Annotated in this window: 15 protein-coding genes; 8 read left to right on the top strand and 7 right to left on the bottom strand. The window is 65.7% G+C overall.

What is annotated here, in order from left to right; all coding sequences use genetic code 11:
• Positions 1-64: 64 nt before the first annotated feature.
• On the bottom strand, positions 65-406 hold the full coding sequence (locus tag ABIB14_RS03450; RefSeq protein ID WP_354234091.1) for a YnfA family protein: 342 nt from the start codon (positions 404-406) through the stop codon (positions 65-67).
• A 454-nt stretch (positions 407-860) separates the two neighbouring features.
• Here ABIB14_RS03450 and ABIB14_RS03445 point away from each other — a divergent pair, with 454 nt between their 5' ends.
• The 5 genes from ABIB14_RS03445 to ABIB14_RS03425 all read left to right on the top strand — a co-directional run bounded on the left by ABIB14_RS03445 (position 861) and on the right by ABIB14_RS03425 (position 7,205).
• Positions 861-3,017 (top strand): heavy metal translocating P-type ATPase, encoded by a 2,157-nt coding sequence (locus ABIB14_RS03445; protein WP_354234089.1) that lies wholly within the window; start codon positions 861-863, stop codon positions 3,015-3,017.
• A gap of 124 nt (positions 3,018-3,141) precedes the next feature.
• Positions 3,142-3,621 (top strand): hypothetical protein, encoded by a 480-nt coding sequence (locus ABIB14_RS03440; protein ID WP_354234087.1) that lies wholly within the window; start codon positions 3,142-3,144, stop codon positions 3,619-3,621.
• Positions 3,622-3,744: 123 nt separating this feature from the next.
• Positions 3,745-4,386: a DUF305 domain-containing protein gene (locus ABIB14_RS03435; protein ID WP_354234085.1), complete on the top strand. Its 642-nt coding sequence runs from the start codon at positions 3,745-3,747 to the stop codon at positions 4,384-4,386.
• 747 nt (positions 4,387-5,133) lie between these two features.
• Positions 5,134-5,940 (top strand): SDR family NAD(P)-dependent oxidoreductase, encoded by an 807-nt coding sequence (locus tag ABIB14_RS03430; RefSeq protein ID WP_354234084.1) that lies wholly within the window; start codon positions 5,134-5,136, stop codon positions 5,938-5,940.
• Between the two features lie 62 nt (positions 5,941-6,002).
• A complete protein-coding gene (locus ABIB14_RS03425; protein ID WP_354234083.1) occupies positions 6,003-7,205 on the top strand; it encodes an MFS transporter in 1,203 nt (400 codons plus the stop codon).
• A gap of 110 nt (positions 7,206-7,315) precedes the next feature.
• Here ABIB14_RS03425 and ABIB14_RS03420 read toward each other — a convergent pair whose 3' ends face one another.
• Together ABIB14_RS03420 and ABIB14_RS03415 are read right to left on the bottom strand one after the other, a co-directional pair.
• A complete protein-coding gene (locus ABIB14_RS03420; RefSeq protein WP_354234082.1) occupies positions 7,316-7,762 on the bottom strand; it encodes a MaoC family dehydratase in 447 nt (148 codons plus the stop codon).
• 278 nt (positions 7,763-8,040) lie between these two features.
• Positions 8,041-8,400 (bottom strand): DUF2254 family protein, encoded by a 360-nt coding sequence (locus ABIB14_RS03415; RefSeq protein ID WP_354234081.1) that lies wholly within the window; start codon positions 8,398-8,400, stop codon positions 8,041-8,043.
• Positions 8,401-8,668: 268 nt separating this feature from the next.
• Here ABIB14_RS03415 and ABIB14_RS03410 point away from each other — a divergent pair, with 268 nt between their 5' ends.
• Positions 8,669-9,853 (top strand): cation:proton antiporter domain-containing protein, encoded by a 1,185-nt coding sequence (locus ABIB14_RS03410; RefSeq protein ID WP_354234080.1) that lies wholly within the window; start codon positions 8,669-8,671, stop codon positions 9,851-9,853.
• A 371-nt stretch (positions 9,854-10,224) separates the two neighbouring features.
• On the opposite strand, the gene ABIB14_RS03405 is transcribed toward ABIB14_RS03410, so the two are convergent.
• Entirely contained in the window at positions 10,225-11,565 is a 1,341-nt protein-coding gene (locus tag ABIB14_RS03405; protein ID WP_354234078.1) for an APC family permease, read from the bottom strand.
• Between the two features lie 132 nt (positions 11,566-11,697).
• Between ABIB14_RS03405 and ABIB14_RS03400 the strand changes: the two genes are divergently transcribed.
• On the top strand, positions 11,698-12,156 hold the full coding sequence (locus ABIB14_RS03400; RefSeq protein ID WP_354234077.1) for a universal stress protein: 459 nt from the start codon (positions 11,698-11,700) through the stop codon (positions 12,154-12,156).
• An 81-nt stretch (positions 12,157-12,237) separates the two neighbouring features.
• Here ABIB14_RS03400 and ABIB14_RS03395 read toward each other — a convergent pair whose 3' ends face one another.
• The 3 genes from ABIB14_RS03395 to ABIB14_RS03385 all read right to left on the bottom strand — a co-directional run bounded on the left by ABIB14_RS03395 (position 12,238) and on the right by ABIB14_RS03385 (position 14,943).
• Positions 12,238-13,302: a sodium:calcium antiporter gene (locus ABIB14_RS03395; protein ID WP_354234076.1), complete on the bottom strand. Its 1,065-nt coding sequence runs from the start codon at positions 13,300-13,302 to the stop codon at positions 12,238-12,240.
• Between the two features lie 184 nt (positions 13,303-13,486).
• On the bottom strand, positions 13,487-14,581 hold the full coding sequence (locus ABIB14_RS03390; protein WP_354234075.1) for a cation diffusion facilitator family transporter: 1,095 nt from the start codon (positions 14,579-14,581) through the stop codon (positions 13,487-13,489).
• Positions 14,578-14,943 carry an ArsR/SmtB family transcription factor gene (locus tag ABIB14_RS03385; protein WP_354234074.1) on the bottom strand — a complete coding sequence of 122 codons (366 nt, stop codon included), beginning with the start codon at positions 14,941-14,943 and terminating at the stop codon, positions 14,578-14,580. Before ABIB14_RS03385 ends, ABIB14_RS03390 begins: the two co-directional genes overlap by 4 nt.
• Before the next feature lie 138 nt (positions 14,944-15,081).
• Between ABIB14_RS03385 and ABIB14_RS03380 the strand changes: the two genes are divergently transcribed.
• Positions 15,082-15,582, top strand: coding sequence for a hypothetical protein (locus ABIB14_RS03380; protein ID WP_354234072.1), 501 nt, complete (start codon positions 15,082-15,084; stop codon positions 15,580-15,582).
• The last annotated feature ends 557 nt before the right edge of the window (positions 15,583-16,139 follow it).

The raw sequence follows: 16,139 nt of genomic DNA, 5'->3' as shown, positions 1-16,139 counted from the left end.
GGTGCGGCTTCAGACTATCCCGAACCGGCAGGACGGCCTGACGCGTCCCTCCGCTGATCGCGTCCTAAGAAACAGGCCCGCGGGGAGCGAACATGATCACGGCCACCCCCGCGACGCAGATCATGGATCCGATGACGTCCCAGCGGTCGGGCCGAAATCCGTCGAAAGCCATTCCCCAGGCCAGCGACCCGGCGACGAAGACGCCGCCGTACGCGGCCAGAATCCTGCCGAAATGCGCGTCGGGCTGCAGGGTCGCAACGAATCCGTAGAGACCCAGGGCGATGATTCCGAGCCCGGCCCACCACCAGGCCCGCCCTTCCCGCACGGCCTGCCACACCAGCCAGGCGCCGCCGATCTCGGCGGCTGCGGCCAGGATGAACAGCAACACGGACTTTGCGATGGTCATGTCCCTCATCATGCCGCACCGGAACCAGGCCGGGCGGCCGGCCCTTGCATTCCATACCCCCTGGGGGTATATTTGAAGCGTTGTCAGTGAACTGGTATGTCCCGGACGGCGCCTCGCCGGCCATCACAGCCGTTCAACCACAGCACCATCACCTCTTTCTACGAGAAGAATGGAACTGACATGCGCGAAACACACTCCGGCAAAGAACTTCCCCTGGTGTCTTCCTCCGCTTCGGGCTGCAGCTGCAGTGGGCGCCTTGAACGGGGTGAGCGCCGCATCGGTCGACCTCGTCCCGGGCGGCCGATCGCTTCTGCTGGTTCAAGGAACCGCCGCTGACGCCGCTGTCCGCCGGGCTGTGACCAACGCCGGGTACAGCCTGGTCCGCAGCTAGTTCGGGTCCGACCACTCTGCGGACCGCTGGTAAGCGGCCGGCCGATCGTCTCGAGGAGAACTTATGGAAAACCACACCCAGCACCATGACCACCACGCCAGCGGCTCACACAGGCCCGGCCATGGCTCACCCGGAAGTGCGCCGCCGCCCGCAGCGGTCGCCACCGCCGCCCCCGGGCACCCCGACCACCACGGCGGCCACGGCACCGATGACGATCACGTCGTCCACAGCCACGGCCAACACGCCGGGCACAGCACGGCGATGTTCAAGGACCGGTTCTGGCTGACGCTGGCCCTGTCCGTGCCCGTCGTTTACTTCAGCCCGATGTTCGGTCATCTGCTCGGCTACATGCCACCGGAATTCCCCGGCGCGGCCTGGATCCCGCCGATCCTGGGTACCGTGATTTTCTTCTACGGCGGCATGCCGTTCCTGAAGGGCGGACTCGGTGAGCTGAAATCGCGGCAGCCGGGGATGATGCTGCTGATCGGCATGGCCATCAGCGTCGCTTTCATTGCTTCCTGGATCACCAGCCTGGGTATCGGCGGCTTCGATCTTGACTTCTGGTGGGAACTGGCTCTGCTAGTGGCGATCATGCTGCTGGGCCACTGGATCGAGATGCGTGCCCTCGGCTCCGCCCAGGGCGCCCTCGACGCCCTCGCCGCGCTGCTTCCCGACGAGGCCGAACGCATCACCGAGACGGGAACCGAAACCGTCAGCGTCTCGGACCTCCGGACCGGAGACACCGTCCTGGTCCGGTCGGGGGCGCGGATGCCGGCAGACGGCACCGTGGTTGAGGGCCAGGCTGAATTCGATGAATCGATGATCACCGGCGAATCCAAGACCGTGCTCCGCTCGGCGGGCGACCCGGTGGTGGCCGGCACGGTCGCCACCGACAACACGGTCAGGGTCCGGGTCACCGCTACCGGGGACGACACCGCCCTGGCCGGCATCCAACGCCTCGTCGCCGAGGCGCAGGCGTCCTCCTCCAAGGCGCAGGCCTTGGCCGACCGGGCCGCCGCGTTTCTGTTCTACTTCGCCGCCGGGGCCGGCGTCATCACCTTCATCGTCTGGTCGCTGCTGGGCAGCGTCCCCGAGGCCGTCACCCGGACCGTGACCGTCCTGGTGATCGCCTGCCCGCACGCCCTGGGCCTGGCCATTCCGCTGGTGATCGCCATTTCCACCGAGCAGGCGGCCCGGGCCGGCGTGCTGATCAAGAACAGGATGGCGCTCGAACGCATGCGGACCATCGACGTCGTCCTGTTCGACAAGACCGGAACCCTGACCAAGGGTGAACCCGAACTCAAGGACGTGGCTGCGGCCGACGGCGTCAGCCGGGGCGAGCTGCTCGCCCTGGCCTCCGCGGTGGAGGCAGACAGCGAACACCCCGTGGCACGGGCCATTGTCCGGGCAGCCCATGACCAGGGCCTGGACGTGCCGCGGGCCACCGGCTTCAGCTCCATGACCGGCCGGGGCGTCCGCGCGACCGTCGAGGGCCGGGACATCGCCGTGGGCGGCCCGGCCCTGCTCCGGGAAGTCGGCGCCGCCGTACCGGCAGCCCTTGCTACCGCCACCAAGGCGTGGATGGATCGTGGTGCGGCTGTGCTGCACGTCCTCGACGGGAACCGGATTCTCGGCGCCGTGAGCCTGGAAGACGCCGTGCGGGAGGAGTCGCGCCAAGCCGTTGCCGCCCTGCAGAACCGCGGAATCAAGGTCGCCATGATTACCGGGGATGCGCACCAGGTGGCCGCGGCCGTGGGATCGGAGCTGAACATCGATGAGATCTTCGCCGAAGTCCTCCCCGCTGATAAGGACAAGAAGGTCGCCGAGCTGCAGGGCCGCGGCTTAAAGGTGGCCATGGTTGGTGACGGCGTCAACGACTCCCCGGCACTGGCCAGGGCCGAGGTGGGCATTGCGATCGGCGCCGGCACGGATGTGGCCATGGAATCGGCCGGAGTGGTTCTGGCCGGCAATGATCCCCGCGCGGTCCTGTCGATGGTTGATCTGTCCCGGGCCACTTACCGGAAAATGTGGCAAAACCTGGTGTGGGCCACCGGCTACAACGTCATTTCGGTGCCGCTGGCAGCCGGCGTGCTCGCCTTCGCCGGCGTCATACTCTCCCCCGCCGCCGGCGCAGTCCTGATGTCCATCTCCACAATTGTGGTCGCCCTGAACGCGCAGCTGCTGCGGCGAGTGAAGCTGAACCCGGCCCAGGTCCGCTGACCCTGCCGTGGCCGGGCTGCAAGCACATCCCCCGCAGCACATCCCCCGCAGTCCGGCGGGTAGCCTTGAAGGTCCCGCCGGTGTCCTTGAAGAAAAGAAGAGAGCCGTGGAAAGGAGGAACCACATGAACGCAACGCGCCAAAGCAGCCTGACCGCGTTCCTCCACCGCGGCGGGATGATCGCCGCCGTATTGGCCGTCATCGCCGGAATTTTCGGCATGCACGTGATGACCGGCACCTCCTCCATGCACCCACCCGACACCGCCACGGCTGCGCCGGCCGGGCTGGTGCACGCCGGACCAGCCGACGGTCAGGCAGGGCACAGTGCCGCGGCGGCTCCCTCCGTATCGCTTCCATCTGCGGCTACGCACACAACCCGCACCTCGCTGGCCCAGTACCCGGACCCGTGCAGTTGCCCCGGCATGCAGACCATGCCTCCTGGCTGCATCCCGTCGGCCGCCGGCGGATCCCTCGCCGCCCCGATGCCGCGAACCATTGTCCACGCCGTCAACACCAATGATGGTGCACTCCTCGCAGGCACCGTTCGGTGGTTCTATTTGCCCGTCAGTCCGTCACCGGGCGAGCTCTGCATCAGCAGGACGTAACACAGGGCACCGCCGGTCCCTTTTCCGGTCCCTTACGCCCTACCCTGACGAGCCACTTCCGCCGTCCAGGGTCCCCCACGGGGGTGCACTGCGCCCCTGACGTCTTGAAGGACTCGAATTTCCATGAACACCAAGTTTCTCGCCGTTTCCGCAACTGCCCTGGCGTCTGTCATCGCCCTTGCCGGGTGCGCCTCCGGCGCCGGCTCCTCGAGCAGCACCACGCCGGGCACCGGCTCCAGCAGCAGTGGCATGCCGGGCATGGACCACGGCGCCATGCCCGGCATGGGCTCCGGCACCGCGACGGCAGCCTCAGACCACAACCCGGCCGACACTATGTTTACCCAGGGGATGATTCCCCACCACACCCAGGCCGTGGAAATGAGCGACATGATGCTCACCAAGAAGGACATCCCGGCATCGGTGACGGCTCTGGCCACCAAGATCAAGGCTGCCCAGGGCCCGGAGATCGCAACTATGACGGGCTGGCTAAAAAGCTGGAACGAGTCAGCGACGATGTCCGCCGGGCACGGCATGGACGGCATGATGGGCGACGATGATTTGAAGAAGCTCAACGCAGCCCAAGGCACGGAGGCAGCCAGGCTCTTTCTGCAGCAGATGATTGCCCACCACGAAGGCGCCGTCATGATGGCGAAGACCGAAATGACGCAAGGGAAGAACGCCGACGCCGTCCGGCTCAGTAAAGACATCGCGGCCGCTCAGGAAGCGGAAATCCAGGAAATGCGGAAGCTGCTGGCCGCACTCTAACCGGCTCGTTTCAGGCACCGGTCCCTTGGGGGCCGGTGCCGCTCTTCACAGTCCCTCCCCGGCCCTGAAGTCCCCATGCCTTTCCCCCTCACAGTCCGTCCCTTGGCCGCAGTCGTGACGAGTGCGGCACTTGTTCTAGCCCCACATAGAAGGGGCGCCACGGGGATTTAAGTCAAGGCATTCGGGGGCGAGTCCCCGGGTTCGGGCGGGGACTGCTGCGGACGGAACATAACGCCGGACGCGCATGCCTCCGGTTCCCGGCCGCCGCCTTTCAGAGCCTCGGGTGCCGGGCGGCAGCGCGGGCTGGTCGATGACGTCCTACCGGAGGCCTCGGGCGTCTCGCTTGCCTCGGACGGCACTTACTCACAGGTTCATTGGCGTGGACAGCGGCTTCAGGCGCAGCCAGCCGCAGACGCCCAACTTGATCCTGGACCGGAGGAGCCATGTACACTCCCGCGTATTTCACAGCTGGCCCCGCCGCCATCCTGGTCTGGCCCTCCTCACCTCACGGGGACCGCGCAACAAGCCGCCCTCCACTGGCTTCGGCCCCAAACTGCAGCGGACCGGCCCAGAACGCTGCGATAACCCGACCCGGCCAGGCCCGCGGACCGACGTCGCAGTTCCGTGGTTTTGAAGATGGGGGAATTCGGACGGTGAGGCGGCGGTTGTGGTTTGGAGGCAGGAATTCCTGGGGTCACTGACCGTTCTTAACCAGGTGTTGGTCGTTTGCTTTCTGAAGGGACTTTTATGGATCTGCAAGAGCGTTCTATTCTGCTTACTGGTGCCGGCAGCGGTATCGGCGCGGCGATGGCGTTGGAGCTGGCCTCGCGTTCGGCCAGGCTCACCCTGGTGGGCCGCCGGAGTGAACCGTTGGAAGAGGTCGCCGCTATGGTGCGTGCACGAGGCGGTCAGGCGAACGTGGTGGCCCTGGATCTGACAGCGCCCGGCGCCCCAGCCGCGGCGGTCGCGGCCGCACAGGAACACCTTGGGGGCGTTGACGTCCTGATCAATAACGCCGGGAATGTCCGCGCCGGCCGGTTGGAGTCCCTGGATGAGTCCGAGGTGCTGGCCCAGATCGCGTTGAACCTGACCGCGCCGATCCTTCTGACCCGGGCGGCCATCCCGGCGCTCCGGGCTTCCGGTGACGGACTGGTCGTAAACGTTTCATCGGGCATCGGGCTGATCGGCATGCCGTTTTATTCCACGTATGCTGCAACGAAGGCCGGGATCGCGCATTTCGGGGAGGCCCTGCGCCGGGAACTCTACGATGAGGGTGTCCATGTTCTCAACGTCTATCCCGGCGCGACCAGTACGCCGATGATGGACAGCTCCCAGGCCGGGGCTGAGCATGGCTTCGACTATGAGAGCCCGGAGGACGTCGCAGCCGCGGTCGTTGCCGGGATGGAACAGGGCGCCCTGACAGTGGTGCGCGGAGGCGTCACCCGCAGTGCGATGATCGCCCTGAACCGTGAAGATCCTGCCGCGGTGGACAGGACGCTCTCTGCGCGAAAGGGAGCCCTGGAGGAAGCAGTGGCCCAGCATTCGAGCCTCTGAACCGCTTCCATGATGGGGACTGGGGTCGTGGCAGGTGACTCTTGCTTGAAAGGAATTTGTCCATGAGGGGTTCGTGGCGCTGGCCTGCGCTGGCGATGTTCACCGCCGGTTACGGGGCGAACCAGTTCGTTCCCCTGCTGGCGCTCTATCGCCGCACGCTGGCCCTCTCGGATGCGGAAGCGACGGCCGTGTTCGGCGTCTACGCCTTGGGCCTGATCCCGGGGCTGATCCTGGGCGGCAGGGTCAGCGATGCCAGGGGACGCCGTCCGGTCATGCTGGCCTTTACCGCGTTGTCGCTGCTGGCATCAGCAGTACTGATCACCGGTCAGTGGGGCGTTGCCGGGTTATACGCGGGCAGGCTGCTCACCGGCGTCGTATCCGGGACCGTCTTTACTGCCGGCACAGCCTGGGTGAAGGAGCTCTCCGGGGAAGGCGCATCCGGCACGGGTGCGCGGCGGGCCGCGCTGGCGCTGACTGCGGGGTTCGGAGTCGGCCCTCTCGTCGCCGGTCTGCTGGCCCAATGGGGGCCCGCACCACAGGTTCTGCCCTACGTGGTGCACCTGGCCCTGGCCGGTACCGCCCTGGTATTGCTCCCGCGCGCACGCGAAACGCTGCCGCAAATCGGCGCGCGGGCCTCCCGGACGCCTTTCTTGCCCGCCTCGGTGTCCTCGGCGCGTTTCCTGCGCGTGGTCGTACCCATGGCGCCATGGGTGTTCGGCAGCGTCACGCTGGCCTTCACCACCCTCCCGGCGCATGCGACCGGCCCGACCGGTGTCCTCGGCGTGGCCTTCCCCGGGATGCTCGCCGCCGGAGCCCTCGCAGCGGGCGTGATGTCGCAGCCTTTGGGCCGGCGCCTGCACCAGGCCGGAGCATCCCGCGGCGGGACCGCCCCGGCGATGACGGGCCTTGGCACCATCGCCGCCGGCTGCGCGGCGGCTGCGTTTGCCACGGCCTCCCCCGGGATGCCCGCCGCAGCGGTGGCGGCCCTGCTGCTCGGCGCGGGGTATGGAGTCTGTCTCATCGTGGGTCTGCGGGAGGTCGAGGACATCGCCGCGCCCGGGGAGCTCGGCGCTGTGGTCGCCCTGTTCTATAGTCTGGCGTACTCCGGCCTGGCCGTACCGTACCTCATCGCCCTCCTGGCCCCGTACACCGGCTACCCTGAGGCGCTGCTCTTCACCGCAACCGCCGCCACCTTGACGCTGGCCACCATATTCCTGGCAGGACGCGCCGGCCACCGGCCCGGACCAGAAACGAACAATACCTGACCTGCCTCTCCCGCCCAGGCCGCCACGGTGCCGAAACGCCCTGGCCGGATGGGCATGGTCAGTGCTGTCACGCCGGGCAAAGACCTGTCCTGATCAGCGGAACGCGCGGCTCACCCGCCCGCCCCGGACGGGACCGGGCCGGGGCGGCGGCGGATAAGATTCATCATCGTAAAGGTCGCCACCATTTCGTGGTTCTGGTTGAGGATCTCGATAGCTGTGTGCACGAGCCCGCGGTCGGGTTTGCTCCGTGAAGGCCGTGCCTGCAAAATAGTGCATCGAAGGGAGAGTACATCCCCGGGACGGACCGGCATCAGCCAGCGCAGGTCGTCAACTCCCGGCGATGCCAGACTTGCCACCTCGTTAAGGCAATACCGGACCAGAATCCGCATCATGACAGCCATCGTGTGCCAGCCGCTGGCAATCAGACCGTTGAACGGGCCGTTGGCGGCCGCTGAGGCGTCGGTATGAATGCCCTGGGGGTCGAAGCGGGACGCGAAAGCCAGAATGTCCGCCTCGCTGACCGTTTCGGCGCCAAACACCTCCACGGACCCCGGCACTTAGTCATCGAAGAACCGGCCCTGCAAAGACCCAGCCCGTGCGCCACTCCGTCACCTGTCATAGCGTGCCCCGCCTTTCACCATGAAACCTACCCGCCAAACCTCATACACGCGGTTCTGAGGCCGCAGTCGCTGAAGCAGGACACATTATTATGTCCATCCGGGGTCCGGGGCTTTCCGGCAGCGTCCCTTACTCCTAGTGTCCCTCTCCGTGGAAGACCGGGGCAGACGCTGCTGATGCATTTGGTTGCCCGCAAACCATTGAATCTCGTCCGGCATCATGACGTGTCGCGACTCTCGGCGCTATCCCTCCCGTAAAGCCTGACCTGTCCCACCGCAAGGTCCAGCAGGTCCCCGAACCCGGGCTGGACGAGGATGACCCTGGCATTTCCAGCCTCATCGGCGAGCAGGTCAGGGCCCGGGTTGCGGTCGGCCAACCGGCACAGCAGCGCGGAGAGCTGGCCGAGGACGTTCGGCCCCAAGCGCCAGCGGCCAGGCAATAGCCTGCAGCACAGACCTGCCGCCTCGGGACCGCCGCCAAAGAGAAGGACCGCCACGCCTGCGGGCAGCCGCCCGTCCACTGAGGCATCCAGGGCAGGAAGGGCACCGCCCAAAACCACGGCTGCAACCGCGGCCAAGGCCGGCGCCGGCCAGGCGGTTCGGCCTTGGCCTGGGCCTTGGTCTCGGCAATAGATCACCCGCGGCCCGCAGAGTGATGCCGTAATCGCGCCCGTTGTCCGGCCGACCCGTCAGCCGCGAGAAGTCCGACAGGCCTGTTGTGTCCATCGCACTTCCTGCCTAGGCTGTCAGGGGTGGCCGCAGCGTCGCGGCCACCCCTGACGTTAACGTGGCCCTTCGGTTCCTGCGCCTTCAGGCGAAAAGTAGGGCCCGATTGGGGAAACTCCTGTGGTTCCTGTTCTGACGCTCGCCTTTGCGGTATTGCTGTTGCTCGGAGTTCTGATCTCAGAGCTCGCCAGCCGCACGGTGCTGTCCACAGCAGTGTTGTTTCTTCTGGGCGGCTTCTTTCTGGGTCCGGGAATGCTCAACGTTGTCCCCATACAGTCCGGCGATCCTGCCGTCGGCGTGCTGTCCCAACTGGCCCTCTTCTCAGTCCTGTTTACCGACGGGATGAAGGTAGGGCTGACCGACCTCCGCAGGGCATGGCGGTTGCCTGGACGAGCCCTTCTCTTCGGGCTTCCCTTGACGCTCATCATCACCGCCTTGCTCGCTCATTTCCTCGTAGGGTTACCCTGGCTTCAAAGCCTCCTGCTGGGCGCTGTTCTTTCACCGACGGATCCGGTTTTCGCTGCGGCCATCGTGGGCCGGAAGGAAGTCCCGGGGCGCTTGCGCCACCTGCTGAACGTTGAGTCGGGTCTTAACGACGGGCTGGCACTTCCCGTCGTCCTTGTGCTGCTCGCCGTGGGCGGGGGTACCGATCTCGGGCTCGCCGTGCTTGCCGAAGAAATCGGCCTGGGACTGCTTGTCGGCATTCTCGTCCCCCTGACAGTAATCTGGCTCGAACGGCTGCCTTTCCTCAAGGCCACAAAGGGCCTACAGCCCCTGGTTGCCGTATCCATCGGCCTGCTCGTGCTATCCATCTGTCTGGTCACCGGGGCCAATCTCTTCCTGGCGGCGTTCTCCGCCGGAATAACTGTCGCCACAGCAGGCTCTGGCTTTCGGGAAGAATTCGAACAATTCGGAGAGTTGGTATCCGAACTGTTGAAGCTCGCCGCCATCCTGGTGTTCGGTACCCTGATCACTCCAACGTTCCTCTTCGGCGAGATCGCCCTGAAAGGGTGGGTCTTCGCAGCCCTCGCCATCGTGGCGGCCAGGCCACTGGCGCTGCTGGTGTCCTTCCTCGGCACAGGGCTGCCGGCTAAGGAGCAACTCGCGGCCATGTGGTTCGGTCCCAAGGGATTCGCCTCCGTCGTCTACGGACTCCTCGTCCTCGAATCCGGGGTGGAGCGCTCCGATGAGCTCTTTCACCTGGTGGCACTCGTCATCGTGTTGTCCATCCTCGCCCATTCCTCCACCGACGTCGTCATCGCTAGGCAGTTCACTGCGCGCCCTCCTGCGGCAAAGCCTGGATGAACCTCCGGCGCGCCGAAGGAATACTCGGACCGACCGCTCAGCCCCAGCCGGTGGCTAAGGAAAGCCCCCGAATTCGCGGCGGTGTGCCGCAGCGACCATCGAGGCCCCGACCCGCCACCCGTTACACCCGCGCCGACGAGACCGGGCGAATACTTCCGGCCGACTCTGCAGTTGGGGGGCTGCTCGTGGAGTGTTGAAATCCGACGCTCGCCTGCACGGGCTGTCTACGGGTAAAGGCCTGGGCCCCACTTGCATATTCGGGATCCTCAAGCGGTTCCCCCGCCAAAGGAGCCTCGAACGTGCCTATTCTCCTGCACGCAACTGCGGGTTGTCAGAGCCAGGACCGGTCGTTCCTCAGTCGCTGGTTTGGTTTAGACTGCACCGCTTCGCGGATTGCGTTTCTGCTGCCAGCTAAAGGCGAGGTGCAGGATGCTGACGGAGGCCAGCGACACTCCGATGAGCAGCAGCGTGGCCTGGTCGTGGAGGATGAGCTGTATCCCCAGGACGACCAGGGCGCCGAGGCAGGCCAGAAACCCGGTACCGCTGACCAGCCGGGTCCAGAACCCTGCCAGGACCAGGGCGGCGAGGAGGTTGGTGGCTCCGAAGACGGCCAGGAAGACCGCCGATCCGAAGATCAGGAGCGCCGTTATGTCCGGCAGCATGGCGAAGGCGCCGCCGAACACTGCCAGAAAGACGAGCGCGGTGACGGGCAGACCGGCCCGGGTCCGTGCGAACGCCGCCGGTAGCTCGTTTGCCTGGGCGATCTCGTGCATCTGGCGGGCCGTGGAGAACAGGGTGGCGTTGATCGCAGAACTCGCCGCCAGAAGCGCGCCCAGGCTCGCGATCCAGTACCCCGCCGGCCCGAGGGCCGCCTGACCGGCTGCGGCGAACGCGACTTCCTTCTGGGCCACGATGACCTCGTCGCTGACCAGCATTTGAGAGCCGATCGTCACGGTGACGTAGACCAGGGCTACGATCGCGACCGAGAGATAGAGGGCCCTCGGCAGTGTCCAGCGCGGCCTGACCAGGTCGTCATAGTCGTAGGCGAGCAGTTCGAATCCCTCGTAGGCGACGAAGATCGATGCCGATGCCACGATGGCCCCGGCCAGGCCCTTGTCATCTAGCGGGGCAAGCCGTTCCGGGGAGAAGTGCGCAAACCCGATGGCGGAGATCAGGGCCAGGACCGCGACCTTGATCAGGACAACGAGGTCCTCGGACAGTGCCGAGGCGCCCACGCCGCGCAGGTTGATCCCCAGAAACACCAGCAGGATCAGGACCGCGAATCCGTTCGCGAAGGCCCCCGGCAAACCAAAGGCGTGCGCCGCGTAGTGGCCGAAGGTGAACCCGTAGACCGCTAATACGATCAGATAGCCGAACATCAGCAGCCAGGAGGTGTAGGAGCCGGTTCGCGGGAACCCGGCATTGTGCAGGTAGACGAAGAGGCCGCCGGAGCGGCCGGCCCTTTCCGAGAGCGCCGCGAAGGAATGCGCGGTCACCATGGCGATGGCCCCGCCGGTCACGAAGCTTCCGACGGCGAGATGGCCGGCAAGTGCATCGGTCACGCCCAGGACGCTGAAGATGCCCCCGCCGATCATGCCCCCGACCGCCATCGCCACCGCATCACGCAGGCGGAGCCTGCCCAGCCCCTTGTCCCGTCGCGCGGCCGTCCTGGGATGAAACGCCGCCTTGGCTGTCGGAGGTCCGCTATCCATGTCGTGCGCCCAATCTGTATGGCAGTGACGGCCAGCGTCCGTGCCTGTGCCGACCGTAGCACTACCCACTCAGAACGGCGCCCCGAACGCGGGGTCTAGGATGCTCATTGAGGCCAGTGAAAGGTGAAGACAATGACCAGTATCAGCTCATTCACGATTGTGGTTGGTTTTGACGGTTCCGAACATTCCCAGGCAGCACTGAACTGGGCCGTCGACGAGGCCCGCCAGCGCAACGGCCGGCTCCGCCTGATCACGGCCTGGAGCAAGCCTCCGATGGCGTGGTACCCGGCGGTGCTGGAAACGGCGGCGGGTGAAATTGCCGCTGAAGAGTCTCCAGAGAAAATCGCAGGGACGCTGCAGGCTGAGGCGCTGAAGTCCGCCGCAGAAGAAGGCGTGACCGCCAGCGGGCAGCTTGTCCACAGTGATTCACCGGCGTCAGCGATACTCGGCGCCGCCCAGGACGCGGATCTGATTATCGTCGGCTCCAGGGGTCACGGCGGATTTCCCGGCTTACACCTCGGCTCGGTCTCGACCCAGGTCATCAACCACGCACCATGTCCCGTCCTGGCCGTCCGACCGAAAACCTCTTGAGGCGTGACCGCGGGCAATCGCACCCGGCCGGATTGAGTGGCGGTCGATATGCTCCCCCAACTCTCGTACGGGAAGACGGTGTTACCCCGTTGAGGCAACGGCAAACAGTCCTGCGACTCCAATCAGGTACAGCATGAGGACGACGAGCGAGTCGACGCCCATCCCAATAATTTTGCGTGTTGGGCGGAAAATCAGGCCCAGCATGTAGACGAGGGTCAGAAGGATCGCGAGGGCGGTGAGATAAATATCCGTCGCGTGCGCCTGCGGGAGCACGGGCTTTCCGGAGATGAGGACGGCCGCGAGAAACAGAACCGGTAGGAAAGCATTGCCGCCAAATATGTCGCTGAAGGCCAGCTTGTAGTCGCCCTGTTTCACGGACGTCAGGCCGGTGGAGATTTCCGGCAGGGAGGTTGCCAATGCAAGGAAAGTCGCGCCGAAGAGGACGCCGGAGAGCCCGATGTCCCCGGCGATGGCCTCCCCGCTACGTTCAAGCACTACTCCCGCGCCGAGGGTGGCACCGGCCGCGAGTAGGAAAATCAGCGTCGCCTTACGCGCGCCGGGTTGCTTATCGCCGCCTGACTTGCTGGTCTTGCTGTGCCCCTGGGGTTGCGCCTGGCTGTTAGGGGCGTGGCCCTGACTGTGCCACGGGAGGGACTTCTGTGATCGTTGCACAAGGAAAAGACCCAGCACCCAGATCAGGACGATCAGCACAGTTGCGGGGGTAAGCCGAAAGAGGACCAGGCCCGGAGGCATCTGGCTTCCAGCGATGACCACTGCGAGCACGCCGATGACTGTGACGGCCTCGATAACCAGGGACAGGGACGCCGCCTGGTAGCTGAGAGGTTTTTTGCCTTTGTTTCCGAAGGTATCCAGGACAACGAGGACCACTGTCTGGATGGCTATGCCGCCGAGGATGTTGCCAACCGCTACTCCGACGTTCCCGGCCGCGGCCGCACTAAAAGTGATAGCGATTTCGGGGAGGTTCGTGGCGATGGCTAAGAGAATCAGCCCGCCAAGAGCGGACCCGAGATGAAACCGGGTGTCCAGTACATCGGTTTGTCTGGACAGCTGTATTCCGGCCACCCAGATCACTGCCGCGGCTGCGGCGAAAATAAGCACCAGGACAACAAGAGGCAAAGATTCCATGACGTACTCCGTTTCCCTGGTGTGGTGATTCAGACGTATCTGTGCTGAGCCTGACCGCGGCAGGCGGAGCCGGTGGTAATGAGCAACGCCAACGAAACATCGGTCTACTTAGTTTGTACCTTCGGCCGGTCATGAGGACACCGTTGGATGACTGCCTAAAGCTGCATTCCCGGTTCTGGGTCCGCTAGCGGAGGGAGGCGGGAAGGTCGGGTGGGGCCGAGACATCGGCCGCTTCCGTGGCGGCGCGGACGGACATCCCGTCAAGGTTCGGCAGCGCATGCCCGAGCCGGTGCTCAGCGTCCCGGACGATCTGCTGGCCGGCCGAGATGGTCATGTCCGCGACCTGGATGGTGGCATTGCCTTGGAGGCGGTGGCCGATCCAGCGGAGCTGCAGCGCCGGGACGGACTCAACTCCGGGGGTGGTGGAGAGGGCCTGTCTGGCTCTCTCCACCAGTTCGGGTTCGATGCCGTCCATCAGGCGGCGGCCGATGCTCCGGACGGTTCCCCACAGCAGGACGATAATGGCCGCGGCAATCAGCAAACCGACGATCGGGTCGGCCAGCGGGAAGCCGGCCCACACCCCGAGAGCACCGAGCACCACAGCGAGGGAGGTGAAGCCGTCCATCCTGGCGTGCACACCGTCGGCAACCAGCGCCGCTGATCCGATTTTTCGCCCAATGCGGATCCGGTAAACGGCCACCGCCTCGTTGCCGGCAAAACCCACCAGCCCTGCCGCCGCCACCCACCACAGGTTATGCAGCGGTTGGGGGTGGATGAGCCGGTCGATGGACTGCCAGCCGGCAACGACGGCGGACAGCGCGACGACGACGACGATGAAGAGGCCGGCCAGGTCTTCGGCCCGTCCGAAGCCGTAGGTGTAGCGGCGGTTTGCCGGACGGCGGGAGAGAATGAAAGCGATCCACAGCGGCACCGCCGTCATGGCGTCCGAGAAATTGTGGATGGTGTCAGCCAGCAGGGCAACGGATCCGCTGATGAGCACCACAATGAATTGAAGGACGGTGGTGCCGAGCAGCATGAAGAGACTGATTTTGACTGCCCGGACACCCTGGACGCTAGCCTCGAGCGCGTCGTCGATAGAGTCTGCGGCGTCGTGCGTGTGCGGGACGAATAGCCTGAAGAAGAATCCCTTGATCCCGGTCGGATGCTCGTGGCCGTGTCCGTGACCGCCATGGTCGTGGCCGTGTCCGGAGTCGCCGGGCTGGGAGTGGCCGGGTGCGGCCGTCGCGCCGGGATGGAGGTGACCGTGGCCTGCGCTCATGACATGTCCGTGCTTTCGGCGTGGTGGTGGCGGGGGATGCCACCGAGGGAGTGTTCGGCTTGGAAGATGGCATCGGTGACGAGTTGGCTCGCGTGCTCGTTCTCCAGGCGGTAGAACACGCGCGTTCCATCTTGCCTGGTGGTCACGAGCCGGCCCAAGCGCATTTTTGCCAGATGCTGGGACACAGCCGCCGGTGATTTATGGACTATCTCGGCGAGCCGGCCGACCGGCAGTTCACCGTCGCGCAGGGCAAGGATGATCCTGACCCGGGTGGCATCGGCCAGCATGCCGAACACCTCGACGGCAAGCTCCACGTACTGGCTGTCGGGTTCCCGGCCGCATATTTGCTTATCTGCATGCATAGATAGATTCTTACATACCCGACAGTCGAGTGAGTGACGTCCCGATGTCCTGGATGGCGGGGACCGGAACGGGCGACGGACGCTGGGCGGGCGCGCAGTTGCTGGTCCGAAGCTCGCCGTGCGGAGTAGATTGTGGACATGGCACAGACGTCAGACCCCCGGGGCGTGCTCGCTGACCGCCTCCTGGGCGTCGCAGCGTTCAGTCACGCGCACTGGTTTTTCGGCAATCTTTACGAGGCCGTCGTCAAAGTCCCGGACCGGGTCGCGGCGGCGGAAGCCACCCCTGACCTGCCCCGGTCCCCCTTCGGACCGGGAAGCCCCGGGCGCTACTACGTCCTGATCGGCCCGCTCAACGCACCTGCCGCCATCGCGGCCCTCTTGGCTGGCTGGAACCGTTCCGGCGGCCGGGCGTGGCTGGCCGTGGCGGCCGGGAGCTCGACGGCGGGCGCGGCGGCCACAGTGTATCTGCTCCGTTCCGTCAACCCCAGGCTGTTCTTCAGCCCGCAGCCTCTGAGCGAGATGCGGCGCAAACCCTTGCTGACGAAGTGGTACAGGGTCAACGCCCTCCGGCTCACGGCAAGCGCCGTGGCTCTTGTTGCCTTGCATCAAGCAAGGAATGCCGGGCCCCGGCAGCGCTAAGGATGCCTCGTGGACGCCGATGACGATGGGATGTCCCGTCGCCTCCGACGAGGTCATCGAGTTGCGCAGGTAATCAAGCTTACGGAGCTGGTTCTCCGGGATCGTCACCCATGCTTCGGCACTTGGCAGCTGGCGCAGGGCCTGGATGAAGGTGGCGGTCCGCGCCGGTTCGCAGGCTGACGGGGCCGCGGATGAACAGCAGCCGCGGGGAATAACGAACCGGAGAAAACGCCCAGCCCCTGCCCCACCAAGCGACGTGGAACGAAGGGCGCCGGCAAGACGGCGCCCAACGCGATCTCCGAATAGCCTTTCAGCTTGCCGAATCGATCCGGCCCGATCCCCTCGAGCCGCGGACAAACCTGACGGCCACCGCAAGTAGACCGGCGGCAGCCCAGGGTAGGTGACACACTTCCCACGATCCCCCAGGCTGGAAATACGCCGCGGCGTATGCAGCGGGGGCCTCGCGGGCAGGGGCAACGGACTGTCTCCACCGGCCCGGACAAACTCCCACTTGAAATCCTGATGCTAAGTATGCTTAGGATGGGGTATGGCCGGAT

This window comes from Arthrobacter sp. UYEF3 (genome assembly GCF_040546245.1).
GTDB lineage: Bacteria > Actinomycetota > Actinomycetes > Actinomycetales > Micrococcaceae > Arthrobacter.
This window is presented reverse-complemented; position numbering and strand designations above follow the sequence as displayed.